Genomic DNA, 21,233 nt, shown 5'->3' on the forward strand with positions numbered 1-21,233 from the left:
AAAAATTTGGTTTTCTTTTGCTATAATATAGACTAAAATTTTACAAATGATGAGGTAAATTTATGAAAATCATGGTGATTCAAGGTCCAAATCTTAATATGCTAGGGCTTCGTGAAACAGCGATTTATGGCGCGATGAAAATGGAAGAAATTCACGAGCAAATGAAAATCGCTGCTTCGCAAAATGGTGTAGAGATAGACTTTTTTCAAAGCAATTTTGAAGGCGAGATTGTTGATAAAATTCAAGAATGCCTAGGCACATTTGATGGTATAGTTTTAAATGCAGGCGCTTATACTCACACTTCAGTGGCTATTCGTGATGCGATTTCAGCGGTGGCTTTGCCTGTGATTGAGGTGCATATTTCAAATATTTATCGCAGAGAGGAATTTCGTCACAAAAGCTTAATTGCTCCTGTTTGTGCTGGCTCTATAGTGGGTTTTGGTGCTTTTGGTTATCATTTGGCTTTAATGGGCGTTTTGCAAATTTGCGATCAGCTTGAAAAGCTTAAAGCTGCAAATAATAACTAAAAAATGCTTAAGCTAAAGGGCGCAAAAAGTCTGCAAACAAGCACTTTTTTCCCTTTTAACTCAAAAGAAAGATCAGGATATGGGAGGTATTTTGCTCTTGTTGGTTTAGGGGCAAATATAAGCGATGAAAAAAAGCGTTTTGATCGTCTTTTTCGCCTTTTGATGAATGATAAAAGGATACGAGTTCTTCAAAGCTCATCGTTGCTGATTAATAAAGCTTTTGGTTTTGAGGCACAAAAGGATTTTACAAATGCTGTGATGCTGGTGCAAACGCCACTTCACGCAAAGGCTTTGTTAAAAATTTTGTTGTATTATGAGTTTAAATTTAAACGAAAAAGAACTTTTAAAAACGCTCCTCGCACGCTTGATTTGGATTTGTTATATTTTAGCCAAAAAGTAGGAGCTAATGAGCGTTGCGTAGTGCCTCATAAAGGCGTGAAAGAAAGATTAAGCGTAATCTTGCCCTTGGGCGAATTAAACGAAAGGAGAGTTTGTGGGACAACTCATTCATACTTTTACCGTTGAAGATACTGATGAGATCATACCTAAGGTAAAACAAGACTTTGGCGATGAAGCGATGATCGTAACACATAAGCAAATCAAAGCCAAAACTTTAACTCAAAAGCCTTTGTATGAAGTTGTCGTAGCTGTTGATGAAAAAGACTATGAAGAACACCTTAAAAAACTTGGTAAAACGCCAGTTAAAAAAAGCCCAAGCGGAGCAAGCTCAAGCACCAAGTCTGCTGAAGTTAAACAAGAAAAGAATTTCAAACAACCAAAACTCGATGATGATGTGATTTTAGACTTTTCAAATAAAGCAGAATTGATGAAAAATAAAGCTTATACCGCTGCTTATAATGCTCCACAAAATAATAAAAACAAGCTTGAAAGCTTTAAAGAAAGACTTTCTGAGGTTAGCTCTGAAATTTCAAAAGTTGCAAATGTAGATGAGATACTAAAGCCAAGTTTTGATGCAAATTATGATAAAAAAATTCAAAGTTTTGAAAAGCAGATTAATAAACTCAGCGAAAAAGTAAGTCTCATCATCGATATGATGTGGGAAGATAAAGCTCAACTGCATAATAATATCATCATTCCACCTGAGTTTGCAAGCATTTATAAGCAAGCCAAAGAAAGTGGTATGAAAGAAGAGCATGTAGAAGCGATTATGAAAGCAACGGTTGAAAATATGCCAGCTTCGATGAAAACAAATCCAGAAGCCGTTTCAAGGTATTTTTACTCTTTGCTTAGAAATATGCTTCCGGTGCGTGCTGAAAAGGAGATTAAAAAGCAAAAGATTATGATGCTTGTAGGACCAACTGGGGTTGGTAAAACGACGACTTTAGCAAAACTTGCTTTTCGTTATGCGTATGGAGATAAACGTTATAAAACAGGCATTATCACGCTTGATACTTATAGGATAGGCGCTGTAGAGCAGCTTTTTCAATATGCAAAGATGATGAAGCTGCCTATCATTGATAGCATAGAGCCAAAAGATTTAGATGAAGCGATTAAGAGCTTAAATTATTGCGAAGTGATTTTGGTAGATACCATAGGCAATTCACAATACGATCAAAGTAAGCTTGCTAAAACAAAAGAGTTTTTATCACATTCTAATGCTGATATAGATGTAAATTTAGTTATCTCAGCTAATACCAAGCTTGAGGATTTAATGGAAGTGTATAAAAACTTCTCAGAGTCTTTAAATGTCGATACGCTCATCATTACTAAATTTGATGAAACAAAAGTCTTTGGAAATATCTTTTCACTCATTTATGATACCAATATCCCAATGAGCTTTTTTTCAATAGGACAAGAAGTGCCCGATGATTTAGAGCCTGCAAGTGGGGAGTTTTTGGTAAAATGTGTTTTAGAAGGTTTTAAAAGGAAAAGCGATGAATAATCAAGCTGATAAATTAAAAAATTTGATGAATGAAAACAAATCCCAAAAGCACAAAGGCACGCATTTTATAGCCATAACAAGTGGCAAGGGTGGAGTTGGAAAAAGCACAATCAGTGCAAATTTGGCTAATGTTTTGAGTAAAAATGGCTATAAAGTAGGACTTTTTGATGCTGATATAGGTTTGGCGAATTTAGATGTGATTTTAAATGTTAGAGTAAGTAAAAATCTTCTTCATGTATTAAGAGGTGAATGCTCGCTTGAGGATATACTCATAGAAGTCAAACCAAATTTATGGCTTATACCGGGTGAAAGTGGCGATGAAATTTTAAAATACAATGATAAAAATATCTATGAAAGATTTTTAAATCAAGCTAGCATTTTAGATAGCCTTGACTTTCTTATCATCGATACGGGTGCTGGTATAGGTGGGACTATACAGCACTTTTTAGAAATGGCTGATGAAGTTATAGTCGTAACCGTACCTGATCCAGCTGCTATCACAGATGCATACGCGACGATAAAAGCCACTTCAAAAACCAAAGAAAATTTACTCATGCTTTTTAATTCTGTCAAAAATGAAAATGAGGCTTTAAGGGTGTTTGAAAATATCAAAAAAGTAGCGGATTTAAATATCAAAAACCCTCTTAATTTAGAATTTATAGGCTCTTTAAATGCAAGTAAAGATGTGAGTAATAGTATTAAAAAAAGAACGCTTTTTACTGATGAAAATTCACTAGCTAGTGATGAGTTTAAAGCCCTAGCTTCTAAGCTTTTGTATAGGTTGGAACAAAAAGTGCTTGATAACACGCAAAATAGAAGTTTTTCAAATTTCTTTAAGAGGATAATTGAAAGATTTTGAGCTAAGATTGAAGGAAGACAATTATGAGACCAATGCCTGAGAATTTCGTAGCCTTTTTTACCGTTTGTGGATTTTTTATAGGACTTGCTTTTAGTGTAGTGAGTATTGAAGGGGCTTTTGAGATTGTTATCTTTACTTGTTTGATTACTTTTGCTTTTTATGTGCTTGTGCATATTTCTATTATGAATTTTATCGATGTTACAAAAATAGGCGGCAGGGTTTTTAACAAAGCTCAATACGAAGAGACAAGCAATACTATCATCAACGATCTTGCCATTCGTGAAAAGAAAATGGAACACTTGCTTGAAAAGCTTAATGAAGAACGTGTAGAGCTTAAGAAAAACGAAGCCAAAGAAAGACGCAAGAATGCTAAAAAACGCCCAGCCTAATCCTTATGCTGCTTTGCTGAAAAAAGAGCAAGATGAGCTTGTCGTAGCGTATATGCCAGCTCTTCGTGCTATGGCGTTTCGTCTTAAAGAACGTTTGCCAAGCAGTATTGATGTGAATGATCTTATTAGCATAGGCGTTGAAGAGATGATTAAGCTTTCGCGTCGCTATGACAAAGATCAAAACGACAGCTTTTGGGGCTATGTTAAAAAACGCGTGAATGGGGCTATGCTTGATTATCTAAGAAGTCTTGATGTGATGAGTCGTAATAACCGCAAGATTATTAAGGAAATGGACGCATTAATCGATGAGTATTATCAAGAACACGAAGAAGAGCCAGATGATACATATCTTGCAAAAAAACTTGATCTTGATTTAGAAAGGATAAAAGACGCAAGAGCAGCCCATGCGATCAGTTATGTTTTGCCTCTTGATGAGCAGATAAATTGTTATAGTGAAGATGATACTCTTGAAAAGATAGAAAAAGATGTTTTACTTGAAAAGATTAGCGAAATTTTAGAAGGCTTAAAGGAAAGAGAGCAGCTTATCATTCAGCTTTATTACTATGAAGAGTTAAATTTAAAAGAGATTAGCGAGGTTTTACAAATCAGCGAAAGTAGAATTTCTCAAATTCATAAAAAACTTCTAAAAAAGCTTAGAGAAAGGCTAGGAAATGGCTGAGATATTATCCCAAGAAGAAATTGATGCCCTGCTTGAAGTCGTTGATGATAGCGATTCGAGCATAGGCACTCATAGTGGGAGCGAAAAAGATGAGCGAAATATTGTCGTTTATGATTTTAAACGCCCAAACAGAGTCTCAAAAGAACAGCTTCGTTCCATAAAAGGCATACACGATAAGCTTGCAAGAAATCTTGCTTCTCAAATTTCATCGATGATGAGAAGTATAGTTGAGATCAAGCTTCACTCAGTCGATCAGATGACTTATGGTGAGTTTTTAATGTCCTTGCCAAGTCCAACAAGCTTTAATGTTTTTTCTATAAAGCCACTTGATGGAAACTGCGTTTTAGAGATCAATCCAAGCATAGCTTTTCCTATGATAGATAGGCTTTTGGGCGGACAAGGCGATAGTTATGAAACCCAAAGAGAACTTACTGATATAGAGCTTAATTTGCTTGATAGCATTTTGCGTATCATTATGCAAAGGCTTAAAGAAAGCTGGGCAACGGTAACTGAAATTTATCCAAGCGTTGAAGCTAAAGAAAGTAGCCCAAATGTCGTGCAAATCGTAGCACAAAATGAAATCGTTATCATGGTGGTTATGGAGATCATCATTGGAAATTCAAGCGGTATGGTAAATATTTGCTATCCGGTAGTGCATTTAGAAAGTATCTTAAGTCGTTTGGCAAATAGAGATATAATGATGGGTGAAACTTCAGCTAAAAAGTCAAGAAACAAAGAGCTAAAAACGCTCATAGGACGCGCTGAGGTAGTGTATGAGGCGATTTTGGGTAAAACCTTAATCAGCGTTGATGAGTTTTTAGAGCTTAAACAAGGCGATATTTTAAGGCTTGATAGAGAAGCTGATGATAAGGCTATCGTGTCTATCGATAAAAAAGATGTATTCTTAGCACAAATTGGCTTACACCGCTTTAGAAAAAGTATCAAGATCATCGAACTTATCCGCACCGATAAAGACGAGATTAAAGAACTTCTTGAAAAATATGAAGATGAAAGAAGGGCAAAAGCTAGCGTTTATGATGAGAGTGAAGCTACAGAAGAAGAAGAGGAAATACTATGATCAACGATTTTTTAAAATTTTTTACAAACGAAGCAACAAGCACGATCGAGGGGCTTACAGGCAAATCAGCCCAATTTAGCGAGTATCAAGAATTTGATGTTAATGCTCAAGATTCTATGAATCCACCTTTAGTGCGAACGATTTTTAATGTTAGCACGGGCGGGAAATTCGGCATTTTAGCAAGTGCTGTTTTAATGAGCGCTATTGGCGAATGGATGATGGGCGAGGAAGAAATTTCTAAAAACGATCAGCTTAATTCTGATGAAATGGACGCTGCTAAAGAAGCCATACTTAACATCATCTCAGCTTTTTCAACCACACTTGGCGCACAAAAAGAGCTCACTAAAATGGACTTTGAGCTTGAAAATTGTGATTTTGTAGCGGATAATTTGGATTTAAAAGACTTTTATAAGTTGTATTTTTTCGATGTTAAAATCGCTGATTTGGACGAAAAAATCGCCTTGATTATGGATGAAAAGCTTTACGCAAGCCTTGATAGAAAAGCCATCATAGAAAGTGTGAGTGAGGGTGCTAACCAAGAAGCGCAAAGCAAACTTGCAAGCGTAGCAGAAGAGCTTAAAAATATCAATCTCATAATGGATGTGCGTTTGCCAATCCGCGTTCGCATAGGCAACAAAAAAATGCTTTTAAAAGATGTTTTAACTATGGATATAGGCTCAGTTGTTGAGCTTAACCAGCTTGCTAATGATCCTTTAGAAATTCTCATCGGCGATAAAAGAGTGGCGTATGGAGAAGTTGTCATCGTGGATGGGAATTTTGGCGTGCAAATCACTGAAATAGGCACAAAAAAAGAAAGACTTGAGCAGCTAAGATAAGAAATTTCTTATCGTATTAAAGTTTGTATAGTATGAGAGGTATTGTATTTTAGGCTTGCGTTTATTATAAGGTGAAGAAAATTTGTATAAATTGTTTCATTTTATCCTTGTTTTAGCAAGTTCTTTGTATTGAATTTTTGAAAGAAAATATTTTAAATTTCACAAATTCATTGTATAATCAAACTTCATTTTATCTTAAAAGGTGGATATGGATACGCAAAAAATCAGCGTTTGTATCTTAGTAAAAAATGCTCAAGATACAATTTTAGAATGCTTAAATTCGCTCAGTGAGTTTGGTGAGATTATTTTACTTGACAATGAAAGTAATGATGATACCCTAAACATCGCTAAAAACTTTAATCAAACTTATCAAAAATTACACATTTACAGCAGTAAATTTATAGGCTTTGGCAAGCTTAAAAATTTAGCCCTAAGCTATGCAAAAAACGAGTGGATTTTAAGTATTGACTCTGATGAAGTGCTTGAAAAAGAGGCTTTAGAAGAGTTAAAAGCTCTTGAGCTTGCTTCAAATTCCATCATCGCTTTACCACGCAAAAATCTTTATAGAGGCGAGTGGATCAAGGCTTGTGGCTGGTATCCAGATTTTGTTTGGCGTGTGTTTAACAAAAACTTTACTCACTTTAATGATAATTTTGTGCATGAAAGCGTGCTAATACCCACAAATTCACAAAAGATCAAATTCAAAAATGGCTTTAAGCATTACGCTTTTAAAGATATGCAAGGCATAATCCATAAAATGAACACCTACACCAGCTATTCAGCCCAAGAAAAATTCAAAAATGGTAAGAAAACAAGCTTTTTCGCGGCATTTTGTCGTTTTCATTTGGTATTTTTTAAAGACTATTTTTTACGATCTGGTTTCAAATACGGCTACAAAGGTTTTATAGTCGCCTTGCTTAATGCTTTAGGAGCATTTTTTCGTTATGCTAAACTCTATGAACTTCAAAAGGATAAATAATAAAAGAAAATTTGCTATCTTTGTTATAAAGAGTCCTTTGCTCACCATTTCATAGCTTGTTTTGGATTTTTTCACAAAAATATATATTGTTTTAGTTTTTGTTTGAAAACCCATAGCTTATTTTAGGCAAATTGCTTTTTACGCCCAAGATTTTATATTTTTGTTTATTCATCTTTTAGGCTAATTTGTTATAATCTTTGTTTTTAAAGCTAAATTTAAGGATAAATGATGAAACTTTTTGGAACTGATGGCGTGCGTGGTAAGGCTGGTGAGTTTTTGGATAGCTTTTTAGCTATGCGACTTGCAATGGCTGCTGGGATTTATTTTAAGGATCAGGCTATAACAAATAATATCCTAGTTGGTAAAGACACACGCCGAAGTGGCTATATGATCGAAAATGCCATAGTTTCAGGGCTTACTTCTATAGGCTATAATGTTATTCAAATAGGACCTATGCCAACACCTGCCATTGCTTTTTTAACTGAGGATATGCGTTGTGATGCGGGTATTATGATCTCAGCCTCTCATAATCCTTATTATGATAATGGCATTAAATTCTTTGATACGCATGGTAATAAGCTTAGTGAAGAGGCTGAAAGACAGATTGAAAAGATTTATTTTGATGATAAGCTTATACAAAATGCTAAAAATCAAGACGCTTACATAGGACAAAGCAAGAGGATTGATGATGTTATAGGACGTTATATAGTCAGCATAAAAAATTCTTTTCCAAAGAATTTAACGCTTAAAAACTTAAGAGTAGTTTTAGATGTGGCAAATGGTGCAGCTTATAAAGTCGCTCCTACTATCTTTAAAGAGCTTGGTGCTGAAGTTATAGTGCTTAATGATAAGCCAAATGGGCTTAATATCAACGAAAACTGCGGTGCGCTTCACCCTGCAAATTTAGCTTTAGAGGTAAAAAAGTTGCGTGCTGATGTGGGTTTTGCTTTTGATGGGGACGCTGATAGGCTTGTGGTGGTTGATGAAAAGGGCGAGGTGGCAAATGGCGATAGTTTGCTTGGAGTTTTAGCGCTTTTTTTGAAAGAGCAAGGCAAGCTAAACTCAGCTGTAGTTGCTACTATAATGAGTAATGGGGCTTTAAAAGAGTTTTTAAACAAGCATAAAATTGACTTTGCAACTTGTGGGGTTGGCGATAAGTTTGTGCTTGAAAAACTTAAGGAGCTTGGAGGTAATTTTGGAGGCGAGCAAAGTGGGCATATAGTCTTTACTGATTATGCAAAAACAGGAGATGGGCTTATCGCGGCACTTCAATTTAGTGCTTTAATGCTCTCAAAAGATAAAAAAGCAAGTGCGATTTTAAATCAAATCAAGCCTTACCCGCAAAAACTTGTCAATCTTAAAATCAGCGAGAAAAAAGACTTAAGCAAGCTTAAAGGCTTAAAAGAGCTTGAAAAAAGCTTGCAGGATAAGGGTTTAAATAGTTTATTTAGATACTCAGGCACAGAAAATCTTATCCGTTTGCTTATAGAAGGCAAAAATGCCAGTGTGCTTGAAAAAGAGATGAAAAATGTAGTGGAGTTTTTTAAGAAAGCCTTGAATGCCTAAGAAAATTTGGCTTTTCATACTCATCTTTATCGCTGTTTTTGCACTTGATCAGCTGAGTAAATTTTTAGCTATTGAGTATCTAGGCATCAATAAAATGCCAAATTTTAACACTGCTTTTAAAAGCGAGTATATGGATTTGGTTTTAGTGTATAATGATGGCGTGGCTTTTTCAATGCTAAGCTTTTTAAAGGGCTACTTAAAATACCTACACCTTTTTTTACTCCTTGTTTTAAGTGGATATTTGCTTTGGCAAAAAAGCTTTTTAAAAGAACATTTTATAGCCTTTGCGATGATTTTAGCGGCTGGAAGTTCAAATTTACTTGATCGCTTTGTGCATGTGGGTGTGGTAGATATGTTTTTTTGGCACAAATGGTTTGAATTTGCTGTGTTTAATGTCGCTGATGTGATGATTAATATTGGCGTAGCTTTGATTATCATTAAAGAATTATTTTTTAAAGTTAAAAAAGCACAGGCTTAATTTTTCTTATATTGGTATTTTTAAAAGTTTAAATTCCACTTAAAATTTAGCTTTTAACCTTCTTTGTGCTGAATTCATTCTTTTTTTGATATAATGAGGGTTTAAATTTTGATTTTAAGGAAAAATAATGCTTGAATTTATCTCACAACATTATCTTTGGGTGAAGGCTTTGCATTATGCTGGCTTTATCTCGTGGATGGCGGCTTTATTTTATCTACCTCGTTTGTTTGTATATCATAGCGAGCATAAGGATAATACCGGTTTTGTCAGCGTAGTAAAAGTGCAAGAACGCAAGCTTTTCAAAGGCATAGCTATGCCAGCGATGATTGTTACTTTACTTACAGCTTTTTTAATGCTTGCCGCAAATCCCATTTTGATGAAACAGCCACATATCCACGCTAAACTTACTTTAGCTTTGCTTTTGCTTGTATATCATTTTGATAATTGGCGTTTTTTAAGACAGCTTCAAAATGATCGCTGTCAAAGAAGTGGGCGTTTTTTTCGTGCATACAATGAAATCCCAACGCTTTTTATGCTTGCTATACTAGTGGTGATGATAGTAAGAGTGTTTTAAATTTAAAAAAGGATAACAAATGAACAAAGAACAAATCATCGCTGATTTAAACGAGCTTTTTAAGCAAAGGAAGGAATTTTACGCCTTTTTTGATGCAAAAATTCCAAAAAAAGAAGGTTTAAATATTTTTGATTTTGAAAAATTAGATGATGCAAATTTAAGGGATTTTCACAAGCTTTTTCATCGTTATGATTATGCTATTCGCAAGCTTTTACCACGAATTTATAAGGCTTATGATATAGATATGGATAAGGATTTAAGTAAAGATTTTTAGCTCGCTTTAAGGTAATTTGAATTACAATTCAAAGCATTTTTTTGTGAAAAATGCAAAAATACGAATTTAAACGACTAAGGATACAACCTTGAAAAAAATCACAAGCTGTATTTTTCTTGCGAGTGCTTTTTTGTATGCAAATGAAAATTTCAGTGCCAATCTCTCAATAGGCACAGGTATAAGGTCTATTGAAAGTAGGATATCAACTTGGGCAGATCAAAGTTTTTTAGCTTCATATAGTGACAAACACAAAGATACAAGAGCAGCATTTTTTGTCAATGCTGAGCTTGCGTATAAAAATTTCTTAAGCGATGATAAAGTTTATCTCAAAAGCTTTAGTGGTAGGGACTTAAGCGGAATTTCTTTGGGCTATGAGCTGAGTTATCTTAATGATTATAAAACAAGTTTTGAGTTTTTAAGCTCTTTGCGTGAAAAAGCGTATGCAAATCCTTACTTGCTTTCTTATAGAGATGAGATTAATGTTCAAAGGCTTGGTTTTAAGCTTTCTCAAAATTATAAATTTAACGAACAATCAAATGCCTCGCTAAGTTATATATTTGCAAACAATGATTTTAAAAATGACGCAATAGCCTTAAAAAGCTTAAAACGAACGGGTAAGTTTCATCAATTTGAGTTTGCTTATAATTACAGCCTTTTAAGTGTAAATTTGCATTATGATTATAATGATGCTGAGGGTAGGGCTACGGCGTTTCAAAGATATGGCTTTAATTTGCAAGCTAAAATTCCTTTATCTCAAAGCTATATTTTTACTCCAAGCTTTGGTTATTCTTATCTTAAGGCTTTAAAACACAATGTGATTTTTAATGAGACGCAAAAAGCACACAATATAAAAGCAAATTTTAATCTTGTAAAATTAGGAATTTTAAGCTATAAAAAAGCTTATGCTTTTGCAAATTATGGCTTTGAATTAAGAGAAAATAATATCAACTTTTATGATGAGCAATTTCAGTTTTTACTTCTTGGCTTAGGGTATAGATTTTAGAGAGTAAATTTACTCTCTAAAAGACATATCAAGTTTTGTAGCACTATCTTCAAGGTTGCGTTCGTAATTATCTGTGGCATTAAAACCTCCGCCAAAGGCTTTTATCACATCAACAACCGAGCTTAAAAGCGTATAAACGGAGTTTTCATAGCTTAATTTGGCATTAAGATAATTGCTCCTAGCACTTAAAAGATCGTTAAGCGAAATGCTGCCATTATCATAGCGAATTTGAGAAAGCTCAAAGATTTTTTCTTGAGAAGTGAGTAAATCAGCATAATTTTTCTCATTCATAAAAGCACTTTGTCTTTCAACAAGAGCTGTTCTTACCTCTCCAAAAGCCGTTTTTAAGGTGCTTTCATAGTTTAAAAAAGCTTCATCTTTGGAAAGCTTGGCTAAATTTACATTTGCATTAATCTCACCCCAATGGAAAATCGGCATCAAAGCACTTGCCCCACCATTCCAAGTTACACTAGGATTTTCGACAAGATTATTAAGCTGTGTGCTTTGAAATCCTAAAAGTCCGGTTAAAGAAATGTTTGGCAAAAATGCTGTTCTTGCAACGCCTACAAGATAGTTTCTTTGCTCAAGTCTGGCTAAAGCTGCTTGAATATCTGGTCTTTGCAGCAAAATTTCGCTACTTATGCCTTGAGGAAGCTCAACTTTGAAATTTTCGATTTTATTTTGCGTTGAAGTTGCGTATAAAATATCATCAAGATTTGCTGAAACAAGTATCATTAAAGCTTTGTCATTATTATCTTTGTTTGCTTTGGCACTGACAAGTTGAGCCCTTGCACTTTCAAGCTGGGCTTTAAAGCTTAAAAGCTCATATTCACCGATAGCTCCGACTTTAAATTGCTCATTTCTTAGCTCATAACTTGTTGTATAATCTTGCACGCCTTCTTCTAAAATCTGCACCTGATTTGTCAAATTTATAGCGTTAAAATAAAGCTTAACAACATTTGAAACAAGGCTAAGTCTTGCTGTTTCAAAATCATATGCTGAAGCTTCATAAGCTTTACTTGCGGCAAAATACCCATCTCTGTATTTGCCCCACAAATCAAGTTCATAGCTTAAATTTAAGCCCATATTAAAGTTATTTCCAGTCTGTCTTGCACCAAAAGAATTCGCATTTTTACCTGTGCTTGAACGCGTTACACCAGCACTTGCGTCAAGTTTTGGAAACAAATCGCTTCTATCAATACCTAAAGTTTGCGCCGCTTGTTCAAAGCGAAGAAAAGAAATTCTTAAATCCGTGTTATTTGCAAGGGCTTTTTCGACAAGTTCATTAAGTTTAACATCGTTAAAAAGTCTCCACCATTGCTTATCAAAACGCACTTGATTGTTTGCGTTTTGGCTACATTTTAACCCTTGATCTTCCATACATTCAAGCATATTTGCACTTGCATTAAAACGAGCTTGAGGAGCTTCATAAAAAGGCTTTAAAGAACAACCCGCCAGCACAAGGCAAGTTGCAAGAGATATAAAATTACGCATGAGTTTTTCCTCTCTTTCTATCAAGCCAAACATTAAAGCTTTCAAGCAAGTAAAAGAACAAAGGCACAAATAAAAGTGCTAGTGTTGAAGCAGCGATCATTCCGCCTAAAAGTCCTGTGCCTAGTGAATGTCTGCTCGCACTTCCAGCTCCTGAAGCAAGAGCCAAAGGCAAAATTCCCAAACAAAATGCAAGAGAAGTCATACAAATTGGGCGAAATCTCAGTTTTGCTGCCTCAACCGCAGAGTCAAATATACTTTTACCTTGTTTAAGGTGTGTTTCCATAGCAAATTCAACGATTAAGATCGCATTTTTTGCTGAAAGCCCTATGAGGAGCAAAAGTCCGGTTTGAAAATATATGTCATTGCTTACAGCCGGATTTACAAAGCCTCTAAGCCACACAAAAAGCAAGGAGCCAAATACAGCAAATGGCACAGCCGTAACAACAGCTAGAGGCATAAGCCATCTTTCATACTGAGCAGCAAGGATTAAGAACACAAATATAAGCCCAAAACTCATAGAAATAAGTCCAGAATTTGAACTGCTTACTTCTTGATATGCCGAACCACTCCAAGCTATGGTATAATCATCACCCAAAGTTTGAGCTGCTACCTCGCTGATAGCTTGTATAGCTTGTCCTGAGGTAAAGCCGGGTGCTGGATCGCCTTGCACTTGTGCGGCTGGGAAGAGGTTAAAACGTTTAACATCATCAGGTCCTATACTTCTTTGAAGTGTAAGCACAGAGTCTAAAGATACCATTGCTCCGGTTGAAGAACGCACAAAGATATTTTTAAGTGCTTCTTGAGTATTTCTAAAATCCCCTAAAGCCCTAACATTGACTTGAAAAGTTTTACCAAGCATAGAAAAATCATTGACATAATAGCTTCCAACCGTTGCTGCAAGTGTGCCAAAAACATCACTCATAGTAAGATTGTAGAATTTAAGCTTATCTCTATCAATCTCGGCTTTAAACTGCGGAAAGTTTGTATCAAGTGTAGTTCGCACATTTTGCAAATCCGGTCTTTTGCGAGCCTCTGCAACAAGCATATTTACATCTTTTTGAATTTCTTCATAGCTTTTTCCGCTTCTATTTTGCACATACATATCAAAGCCACCTGTTAAGCTTAGTCCTTGAATAGGTGGTGGATTGACAAAGAAAGTTTGTCCAACTGGATTCATAAAATATTTTTGATTATAATAGCCTGAAAGCTGTGCTGAGGTAATATCTCTTTCACTCCAATCCTTCATAATCACAAAGGACACGCCAGCATTTTCTTTCAAAGAGCTTGTGAAAAGATCAAAACCGATCATAGACATATTGCTTTGAATATCAGAGTTTGCATTAAAATCTTTACTTAAATCATCAATATAATCAACCGTTCTATGTAAGGCTGAAGCAGGTGGTAAATTTGTAATGGCGATCATAATGCCTTGATCTTCAGCAGGCACTAGTGATTTTGGCACGATACTATATAGTCCAAGAGTAAGCAAAATCATTCCCACAAAAAGTGCCACAAAAAGCCATGCTTTTTTGAGTATAAATGCCACACAAGCAGTAAAAATTCGTGTCGAATAGTCAAAAAAGTCATTGAATTTTTGCACTATCTTGAAAGGCTCGCCCATATTGCGTTTTAAAAATAAAGCACACATTGAAGGTGTAAGCGTTAAAGCTACAAAGCCAGAAATTGCTACTGAGATGGCTAGAGTAAGGGCAAATTGTCTTTGAATTTGTCCGGTAAAACCGCCCATAAAAGAAACTGGGATAAACACCGCACAAAGCACCAAAACGATAGAAATAACCGGAGAAGTAATCTCTTTCATAGATTCAATGGCAGCATCTTTTATACTGATATCTTTATCTTCATGTATGATTCTGTCTATATTTTCAACCACGATAATAGCATCATCAACCACTATACCAATAGCCAAGATCAGAGCAAAAAGTGTGAGTAAATTTATAGAAAAGCCCAACACATAAAGCCCAGCAAAGGTTCCAAGCAAAGAAACTGGAATGGCAACCATAGGGATAAAGGTTGATCTGAAATTCTTAAGGAATAAATACATGATCAAAATAACCAAAATAAAAGCTTCGACAAAGGTTTTGCTCACCTCATAGATAGAAGCATTCACAAAGGTTGTTGTATCATAAGGAACGCTGTATTGTAAGCCTTGAGGAAAACTTTTAGAAAGCTCTTCCATTTTAGCTGCGACGAGTTTGGCTGTTTCTACAGCATTTGCTCCAGATTGTAGGTTAATCATAATAGGCACAGCATCATTGCCATTTAAACGCCCTTGAGAAGAGTATTGCTGAGAGCCTATCTCAACATCAGCGACATCTTTAATACGGATAAAAGAGCCGTCTTCATTTGCTCTTAAGGTGATATTTTCAAATTCAGCTGGTGTTTTAAGCCTTCCTTGCATAGTGATAGAATACACAAAAGGCGATTTTTCAGCAACCGGCTCTTCGCCTATCTTGCCAGTAGCGTATTGTTCGTTTTGATCGTTTATCGCCGCGATAACTTCCGTGGCTGTTATGCCAAATTTATTCAACAAATCCGGTTTGAGCCAAATACGCATTGAATAGTTTTTATTCCCAATAGCCGTAGCATCGCCCACACCTTTAACTCTTTTTATATCATCTAAGACATTTACGATGATATAATTATAAATTTCAGTTGCATCCATCGAGCCATCGTTTGAGTTTATCGTAATAACTTCAAGCATAGATGATGAAGCTTTTCTTACGGTTACACCCAAACGACGTACGCTTTCAGGAAGCTTTGCAGTAGCAGCTGAAATTCTGTTATTTACATCAATGGTTGCTTGATCAGGATCAGTGCCGATCTCAAAATACGCTGTAAGTCTCATCATACCAGCTGATGATGAGGTTGATTCTACATAAATCATATTTTCAACCCCATTAATCGCATCTTCTATAGGTGTAGCGATAACTTCGGCTATAGTTTTAGCATCTGCTCCTGTATAGGTTGCACTTACGCTAACGGTTGGCGGAGTAAGGCTTGGGTATTGCTCTATAGGCAAAAAATACATACTCACAGCCCCAGCTAATGAGATGATGATTGCTACAACTGAAGCAAATACAGGTCGTTCGATAAAGAATTTAGAAAACATTATCTACTCCCAGCCTCTTGCACGCTTGAGCCTACTGAAATTTTCTTGAAATTATCCAAGATGATTTTATCGCCGTCTTTTAAACCACTCGAAGCGATAACAAATTGATTATCTTGATAGGCTATTTTAATCGGTGTTTTTTTCACTTTTCCATTTTCTATAGTATAAACAAAAGCCTCTCTTTGATCTTGCATAACGGCAATTTGTGGAATTTTATACGCCTTTTTTTGCAAAAAGCCATTCATAGAAATGGTTGTGATGGTGCCGGGTATAAGTTTGCTTTCGTTATTATCAAAGATCGCTTTTGCTTTGACATTTGCACTGCTATTTTCAATCACCGAAGAGATAAAATACACCTTGCCTTTGAAATTTTGTCCTAATATAGTGATATTTGCTTCTGGATTTGCAAATTCAAGAGTGTTATTACTTAAGCTTTGATCAAGCTTCATTTTATCTTTATCCGAGATATAAAAATCAGCATAGATTGGATTTAAATTTGTAAGTCTTACAAGTTCGCTTGCAGTGGCATTAACATATTCGCCAACATTAACTAAAGCATCACCCACTACGCCATCAAACGGAGCTGAAACGCTAGAATAATTTAGATCAATTTGAGCACTTTTATAACTTGCTGCTGCAGCTTCTAAATTTGCTGTTGCGCTTCTAAAAGTGGCTAAAGAAGTATCGTATTCTTTTTTAGAAATAGCTTGTTTAGCGATTAAGGCTTCATTTCTTTCATGTTCTTGTTGGGCGTTGTAAAAATTTGCTCTAGCAACGAGCCATTCGCCTTTAGCGATTTCATTGGCAGCTTGATATTTGTCTTGTTCGATGATAAAAAGTACTTGATCTTTTTTAACTCTATCACCAGCCTTAAACAGCTTTTGAGTGATCGCACCGCTTACCTTTGGCTTTAACACCACATCTTCTTCGCTTACAAGCTTGGCTGGATAAGAATAACTTGTGCTAATATCCTCGCCTAAAGCTAGCATAGTTTGCACCGGCATAGGAGGCATACTTTGTTGCTGTGGCTTTTCTCCGCTACAACCTAGCCAAATCAAAGCCAAACCTAAAGCTAGAAATACTCGTATTGTTGTAATCTTCATGTATTTTCCTTTATAAAATCAGTTTTTGTCGATATTATTTTTGTGTAATTTTTATTACAAAATAGCAAATTAAAATTATAAACAAATTTTGGTAAATGAGGTTAAATATTACACGAGTTTTTTTAAGAAAAAATCCACACAAAATTCAATATGTTTTTGTTGTTCTTGCTCGCTCATAGTGGTGTTGCCAAATACACAACTTTCAAATGGTGCTTTAATTAAGGTGCAAAAAAGTGTGCCAAGTTGCTCAGCATTTTCTTTAAGATAAGGATTTTTCTCTCTTTTAAAACGTTTGATGACTATGGTATCAGCAAAAAAGTCTTGATTGACTTTAAACCACTCTTTCATCATACCTTGAAGATTATAAATTTGAGAATGGATAATCCTTGCTAATGCTATAGTCGTATAATCATTAAATTTTTTTAAAAAAATTTGTGAAAAATGAAGTAAAAAATCTCTTAAATCCGTAGCAGTGTCATTTTCTAAATTTTTAAAAAAATCAAAATGCCTTTTAATCTCATCGCTTAAAACTTCCAAAAGCAAGCCTTCTTTGCTCTCAAAATAAGTATAAATGCTCGAAAAAGAACCCCCACTTTTTTTGATAATCTCATTTAAACTTGTATCTTCATAACCTTTTTCTAAAAAGCATTCTAAAGCTACAGCTTTGATTTTATTTTGCCTTGCTATCGCTTTTTGGGTCAGTTTTTTAGCCATTGCTATCCTTTGAAATTTTTATGATAAAAAATTTAAACGCCTTAAGTATAATATAAATTACTACAAATAAAGATAAAAAAACTTAAAAATTATAAAATTTATGAATGATTTGTAAATAAAAGAATTTATAATTTTTATTATGTAAATTGAGTTATAATAAGCACATTTTGCAAAAAGTTGGTTGATGAAGATGAAAGAAAAAAAAGATAAGCTGATCGTAAAAACAAAGACTTGGATAGAAAATGCTGATAATGAGCTTTTGTTTGGTAAGGGTAAAAGCGAACTTTTAGAGTTTATAGAGCAAAGCGGAAGCATACTTAAAGCCTCAAAACTTATGGGGATCAATTACAAAAAGGCATGGACACACCTTCAAGCCTTGCAAAAAAATACAGAAGAAGAACTTGTCATCACCAAACAAGGACGTAGCAAAGAATCAGGCACAAAGCTTACTCCAAGGGCGTTAGAGCTTATGAAAAATTATCAAATTCTTTGTAAAGATATAGAAGAGTTTGCAAACAAACGTTTTGAAGAGCTTTTTAAAAGCAATAAATAATCTTATTTTCTGCATCATTTTACTTTAAAGTTGGAAGAAATTCATTTTTTTGTTATAATATAAGTGTGAATTTCACAAGTATTGACTAGGAGGATATATGCGTTTTAACATCAAAACTAAAATGGCGATTTTAGGAATGGGTATTTTCATCATCGTTGCAGTAATTTTCGCACAATTTTATTATAATAATTCTAAAGCCGGCGCTTTTCTAACAGAGCAAACTTATGAAGTGTTTAAACACCAAACCGAAGAAAAGGTAAAGCTTCTTGATCTTTCTATGGCTCAAGCTATAGGAGATTTGCTTAAAAATGTTTCAAGCGAAGAAGAAAAGATACAAATCATCGCTGATGCGATTGAAAATTTTCGTTATGAAGATGATAAAAGCGGGTATTATTTCGTATATCAACGCACCAAAGTTGCAGCTCATCCGGTGCGTAAAGACTTGCTTGGTAAGGATTTAACAGGAGCAAAAGACGCTAATGGCATAGCTTATGTTGATGAGTTATATAAGGCAGCAAAAGCAGGAGGTGGCTTTGTGAAGTTTTATTTTACTAAGCCTTTGCCAGATGGCACAAATGTGATTGCTGAAAAAACAAGCTATTCAGTGATGATACCAAATACTGATGAAATTTGGATTTCAACGGGAATTTATACAGATACCTTGCAAGATGAGGCAAATAAAGAAACAGCTCATATTATCGATTGGCTTGATCATACGTTTTTGATTACCTTTGCTGTTTCTGTAATACTTTTTTTGATACTTGTTCCTTTTGCACTAGGCTTTTACATAAATATCGCTCGTTCTATCGCGACTATTTCTCAAAATTTGAAATCATTTTTTGAATTTATCAACCACAAAATCGATAGTGTTAGCATTAAAATAACTAAAAGTAAAGACGAATTCCACGATATGTGCAAAATGCTTGAAAGTAATGTTACAAACACTATTCATAACTTAAATGCTGATAAAACAATGGTAGCTCAAGTGATGGAAGTAGCAAGGCAGATCGAAGATGGAAACCTAACAACAAGGCTTGATAAAATTCCTTCAAACCCTCAGCTTTCAAAGCTTAAAGATGTTTTAAATACCTTGTTTGATGATTTGCAAGAAAAGATCGGCTCTGATACGAACGAAATCAAACGGGTATTTGAGGCATACAAAAGTTTGGATTTTACAACTGAGATTAAAAATGCTCAAGGAAATGTTGAAGTAACTACAAATATCTTAGGCAAAGAGATCAAAAATATGCTTAGCACTTCATCAAATTTCGCACATAATTTGGCTCGCTCATCTGATGAGCTTAAAGAACTTATGCTTAAGCTTGTCGAAGAAAACAAAGCGCAAATGCACTCGCTTGAAGATTCAGCTGCAGCCGTAGAGCAAATCAGCTCATCTATGCATAGTGCAAGCGAAAAGACCGGTGAGGCAAGCTTAAAGGCTGAAGATATTAAAAATATCGTTGTTGTGATCAAAGATATAGCCGAACAAACCAATCTTTTAGCCCTTAATGCAGCTATTGAAGCTGCAAGAGCTGGCGAACATGGCAGGGGCTTTGCGGTGGTAGCTGATGAGGTGCGAAATTTGGCTGAGAGAACAGGAAAATCCTTAAGTGAAATCGAAGTAAATATCAATATACTCACTCAAAGCGTTAATGAAATGTCTGATTCAGTAAAAGAACAAGCCCAAGGACTTGATATCATCAATGATAGCATAGCTTCTTTAAAAACAATGATGCAAGAAAGTCTTGAAGTAGTGAATCAAACCAATGATCTTTCTCAAAAAGTAGATGATATCGCTAATGAAATCATCGTTGATGTGCAAAGAAAGAAATTTTAAAGAAAAAGAGTAAAAAGCTTGATTTGCAGTTAAATACCTTGTGTGTTTAGCGCAAATCAAGCTTTTGATAAATATCGGCAATTTTTCAAAACAAAGAGTGTTTAATTATCCAACTCCTCACACATTTTTTTAAATTCATTATAATACTTCCAAGAAGCGATGATATCAGGGCGAGCTTGTTTTATAAAATCAGCTTCTTTATCTAAAGCTTCTTTCAGTAAAAGTCTTAATTCTTGATCTTTGCTTGCTAAATCAATAATTTTTCTTTCTGTTGTTTTTAAATTTTCATTGGTATAGTCAATAACGTTTTTCAAAGCAAGGATAAAGTTTTGAATTTGTTCTTTAAATAAAGCTTTTTCTTTTTTTATGATGGTTATATTTTCTTCTTTTGTATAGATATGAATCTTTCTTTCAAAAAAATCTTTTTTTAAGCCTAAAAGCTCACTTATCTCAATGCCTTCATGCTTATAAGCACTGATGAGAACTTCTGTATTTTTTATTGTATAACGCAAAGGTAAAATACCATGAAAAAGTTGAATATGTGTAGTATGAGAAAAATCATCTTTGTTTTGAGGCGTATTAAAATCAAATTTTTGAGCAAGATCAGAAAAAGTATCAAAAAGTTTGTTTTCATCAAGTTCTTTAAAGTCAAGAAAAGAAATGTGAGAAAAACCTAATTTTTGGCTATATTCAAATAATGGTGCGTAAGCAAGGGTATTGATACTTAAAGAAATTTTAATGCGTTCTTTTAAATTCTTATTTATATCTATATGAAAATAAAGTCTATTGTCAAGAGCAGATAAATCACTATTTTCATCAAAAGTATAAGCTAAATTCGCCTTAGCCCAAGAATTGTTTAGGCTTGATTTAAGTCTTGATATAGGATCACGCACCATCCATAAAATAGGGCTTGCATGATGAGTGAATGAAAGCATTCTTTGGGCATTTAACAATCCACGAGCAACATTATATAAAGTAATGTTTATGGCTACAGCAGCTTTATTTTCTAGGCTTTGTGTGTAATCATAAATAAAATGCCTTTTTATATCATCAATGACATGATCGTTCATAATATGCACATCGCACTTTTTTAAGCTTCGTATAACAGCAGAATGTGCAGTAAAAGAAGCGGTGATAATTATAAACTTATAGCCTTTTGGCAACCCCAAATTCAACTCCCAAGCAATATCAGCTTCTATATCAGTATAAGATAAACTTTTATTAACAAATAAGTTTTTATTAACTTTATCCTCATCT

19 protein-coding genes and 2 pseudogenes are annotated in these 21,233 nt (G+C 34.6%); 16 read left to right on the forward strand and 5 right to left on the reverse strand.

Annotation, left to right across the window (positions count from 1 at the left end):
* The first annotated feature begins 62 nt into the window (after positions 1-62).
* From aroQ to CQA38_RS07635, 14 genes and pseudogenes are all read left to right on the forward strand, one after another.
* Positions 63-527, forward strand: coding sequence for a type II 3-dehydroquinate dehydratase (aroQ, locus tag CQA38_RS07570; RefSeq protein WP_137633397.1), 465 nt, complete (start codon positions 63-65; stop codon positions 525-527).
* 3 nt (positions 528-530) lie between these two features.
* Positions 531-1,052 carry a 2-amino-4-hydroxy-6-hydroxymethyldihydropteridine diphosphokinase gene (gene folK, locus CQA38_RS07575; RefSeq protein WP_137633398.1) on the forward strand — a complete coding sequence of 174 codons (522 nt, stop codon included), beginning with the start codon at positions 531-533 and terminating at the stop codon, positions 1,050-1,052.
* Positions 1,021-2,430, forward strand: a complete 1,410-nt coding sequence (gene flhF, locus CQA38_RS07580) for a flagellar biosynthesis protein FlhF (protein ID WP_137633399.1) — start codon at positions 1,021-1,023, stop codon at positions 2,428-2,430. Before folK ends, flhF begins: the two co-directional genes overlap by 32 nt.
* On the forward strand, positions 2,423-3,289 hold the full coding sequence (gene flhG / locus CQA38_RS07585; RefSeq protein ID WP_137633400.1) for a flagella biosynthesis ATPase FlhG: 867 nt from the start codon (positions 2,423-2,425) through the stop codon (positions 3,287-3,289). The genes flhF and flhG overlap by 8 nt, the downstream gene beginning before the upstream one ends.
* Before the next feature lie 23 nt (positions 3,290-3,312).
* On the forward strand, positions 3,313-3,678 hold the full coding sequence (locus CQA38_RS07590; RefSeq protein WP_137633401.1) for a hypothetical protein: 366 nt from the start codon (positions 3,313-3,315) through the stop codon (positions 3,676-3,678).
* A complete protein-coding gene (locus tag CQA38_RS07595) occupies positions 3,656-4,357 on the forward strand; it encodes an RNA polymerase sigma factor FliA (RefSeq protein WP_137633402.1) in 702 nt (233 codons plus the stop codon). Before CQA38_RS07590 ends, CQA38_RS07595 begins: the two co-directional genes overlap by 23 nt.
* Positions 4,350-5,435: a flagellar motor switch protein FliM gene (gene fliM, locus CQA38_RS07600; protein ID WP_137633403.1), complete on the forward strand. Its 1,086-nt coding sequence runs from the start codon at positions 4,350-4,352 to the stop codon at positions 5,433-5,435. The genes CQA38_RS07595 and fliM overlap by 8 nt, the downstream gene beginning before the upstream one ends.
* Positions 5,432-6,271 (forward strand): flagellar motor switch protein FliY, encoded by an 840-nt coding sequence (gene fliY, locus CQA38_RS07605; RefSeq protein WP_137633404.1) that lies wholly within the window; start codon positions 5,432-5,434, stop codon positions 6,269-6,271. The genes fliM and fliY overlap by 4 nt, the downstream gene beginning before the upstream one ends.
* A 208-nt stretch (positions 6,272-6,479) precedes the next feature.
* Positions 6,480-7,247, forward strand: a pseudogene (locus tag CQA38_RS07610) (glycosyltransferase family 2 protein); the annotation flags it as partial.
* Between the two features lie 231 nt (positions 7,248-7,478).
* On the forward strand, positions 7,479-8,816 hold the full coding sequence (gene glmM, locus CQA38_RS07615) for a phosphoglucosamine mutase (protein ID WP_137633406.1): 1,338 nt from the start codon (positions 7,479-7,481) through the stop codon (positions 8,814-8,816).
* On the forward strand, positions 8,809-9,294 hold the full coding sequence (gene lspA, locus CQA38_RS07620; RefSeq protein WP_137633407.1) for a signal peptidase II: 486 nt from the start codon (positions 8,809-8,811) through the stop codon (positions 9,292-9,294). Before glmM ends, lspA begins: the two co-directional genes overlap by 8 nt.
* A 127-nt stretch (positions 9,295-9,421) precedes the next feature.
* Entirely contained in the window at positions 9,422-9,868 is a 447-nt protein-coding gene (gene hemJ, locus CQA38_RS07625; protein WP_137633408.1) for a protoporphyrinogen oxidase HemJ, read from the forward strand.
* A gap of 19 nt (positions 9,869-9,887) precedes the next feature.
* Positions 9,888-10,142, forward strand: a complete 255-nt coding sequence (gene cmeU, locus CQA38_RS07630; protein ID WP_137633409.1) for a CmeU family protein — start codon at positions 9,888-9,890, stop codon at positions 10,140-10,142.
* 88 nt (positions 10,143-10,230) lie between these two features.
* Entirely contained in the window at positions 10,231-11,145 is a 915-nt protein-coding gene (locus tag CQA38_RS07635; protein WP_137633410.1) for a DUF2860 family protein, read from the forward strand.
* A gap of 9 nt (positions 11,146-11,154) precedes the next feature.
* On the opposite strand, the gene CQA38_RS07640 is transcribed toward CQA38_RS07635, so the two are convergent.
* From CQA38_RS07640 to CQA38_RS07655, 4 genes are all read right to left on the reverse strand, one after another.
* Positions 11,155-12,639, reverse strand: coding sequence for a TolC family protein (locus CQA38_RS07640; RefSeq protein WP_137633411.1), 1,485 nt, complete (start codon positions 12,637-12,639; stop codon positions 11,155-11,157).
* Positions 12,632-15,769, reverse strand: a complete 3,138-nt coding sequence (locus CQA38_RS07645) for a multidrug efflux RND transporter permease subunit (protein ID WP_137633412.1) — start codon at positions 15,767-15,769, stop codon at positions 12,632-12,634. The genes CQA38_RS07640 and CQA38_RS07645 overlap by 8 nt, the downstream gene beginning before the upstream one ends.
* Positions 15,769-16,872 (reverse strand): efflux RND transporter periplasmic adaptor subunit, encoded by a 1,104-nt coding sequence (locus CQA38_RS07650; protein WP_137633413.1) that lies wholly within the window; start codon positions 16,870-16,872, stop codon positions 15,769-15,771. Before CQA38_RS07650 ends, CQA38_RS07645 begins: the two co-directional genes overlap by 1 nt.
* A 108-nt stretch (positions 16,873-16,980) precedes the next feature.
* Positions 16,981-17,586, reverse strand: a complete 606-nt coding sequence (locus CQA38_RS07655; RefSeq protein ID WP_137633414.1) for a TetR/AcrR family transcriptional regulator — start codon at positions 17,584-17,586, stop codon at positions 16,981-16,983.
* A gap of 193 nt (positions 17,587-17,779) precedes the next feature.
* Between CQA38_RS07655 and CQA38_RS07660 the strand changes: the two are divergent.
* A pseudogene (locus CQA38_RS07660) lies at positions 17,780-18,139 on the forward strand (winged helix-turn-helix domain-containing protein); the annotation flags it as partial.
* 97 nt (positions 18,140-18,236) lie between these two features.
* Complete coding sequence (locus CQA38_RS07665) at positions 18,237-19,976, forward strand: methyl-accepting chemotaxis protein (RefSeq protein ID WP_283202096.1); 1,740 nt, start codon at positions 18,237-18,239, stop codon at positions 19,974-19,976.
* Between the two features lie 101 nt (positions 19,977-20,077).
* Here the strand turns inward: CQA38_RS07665 and CQA38_RS07670 are convergent.
* A partial coding sequence (locus CQA38_RS07670; RefSeq protein WP_137633416.1) for a DUF2972 domain-containing protein occupies positions 20,078-21,233 on the reverse strand: 1,156 nt, incomplete at its 5' end.

The organism is Campylobacter sp. MIT 12-5580, assembly GCF_005406235.1.
In the GTDB taxonomy this organism is placed as follows: Bacteria; Campylobacterota; Campylobacteria; order Campylobacterales; family Campylobacteraceae; genus Campylobacter_D.

Coding starts and splice junctions, on each gene's coding strand:
- aroQ (WP_137633397.1), top strand. CDS start 63: ATGAAAATCATGGTGATTCAAGGTCCAAATCTTAATATGCTAGGGCTT.
- folK (WP_137633398.1), top strand. CDS start 531: ATGCTTAAGCTAAAGGGCGCAAAAAGTCTGCAAACAAGCACTTTTTTC.
- flhG (WP_137633400.1), top strand. CDS start 2,423: ATGAATAATCAAGCTGATAAATTAAAAAATTTGATGAATGAAAACAAA.
- CQA38_RS07590 (WP_137633401.1), top strand. CDS start 3,313: ATGAGACCAATGCCTGAGAATTTCGTAGCCTTTTTTACCGTTTGTGGA.
- CQA38_RS07595 (WP_137633402.1), top strand. CDS start 3,656: ATGCTAAAAAACGCCCAGCCTAATCCTTATGCTGCTTTGCTGAAAAAA.
- fliM (WP_137633403.1), top strand. CDS start 4,350: ATGGCTGAGATATTATCCCAAGAAGAAATTGATGCCCTGCTTGAAGTC.
- fliY (WP_137633404.1), top strand. CDS start 5,432: ATGATCAACGATTTTTTAAAATTTTTTACAAACGAAGCAACAAGCACG.
- glmM (WP_137633406.1), top strand. CDS start 7,479: ATGAAACTTTTTGGAACTGATGGCGTGCGTGGTAAGGCTGGTGAGTTT.
- lspA (WP_137633407.1), top strand. CDS start 8,809: ATGCCTAAGAAAATTTGGCTTTTCATACTCATCTTTATCGCTGTTTTT.
- hemJ (WP_137633408.1), top strand. CDS start 9,422: ATGCTTGAATTTATCTCACAACATTATCTTTGGGTGAAGGCTTTGCAT.
- cmeU (WP_137633409.1), top strand. CDS start 9,888: ATGAACAAAGAACAAATCATCGCTGATTTAAACGAGCTTTTTAAGCAA.
- CQA38_RS07640 (WP_137633411.1), bottom strand. CDS start 12,639: ATGCGTAATTTTATATCTCTTGCAACTTGCCTTGTGCTGGCGGGTTGT.
- CQA38_RS07645 (WP_137633412.1), bottom strand. CDS start 15,769: ATGTTTTCTAAATTCTTTATCGAACGACCTGTATTTGCTTCAGTTGTA.
- CQA38_RS07650 (WP_137633413.1), bottom strand. CDS start 16,872: ATGAAGATTACAACAATACGAGTATTTCTAGCTTTAGGTTTGGCTTTG.
- CQA38_RS07655 (WP_137633414.1), bottom strand. CDS start 17,586: ATGGCTAAAAAACTGACCCAAAAAGCGATAGCAAGGCAAAATAAAATC.
- CQA38_RS07665 (WP_283202096.1), top strand. CDS start 18,237: ATGCGTTTTAACATCAAAACTAAAATGGCGATTTTAGGAATGGGTATT.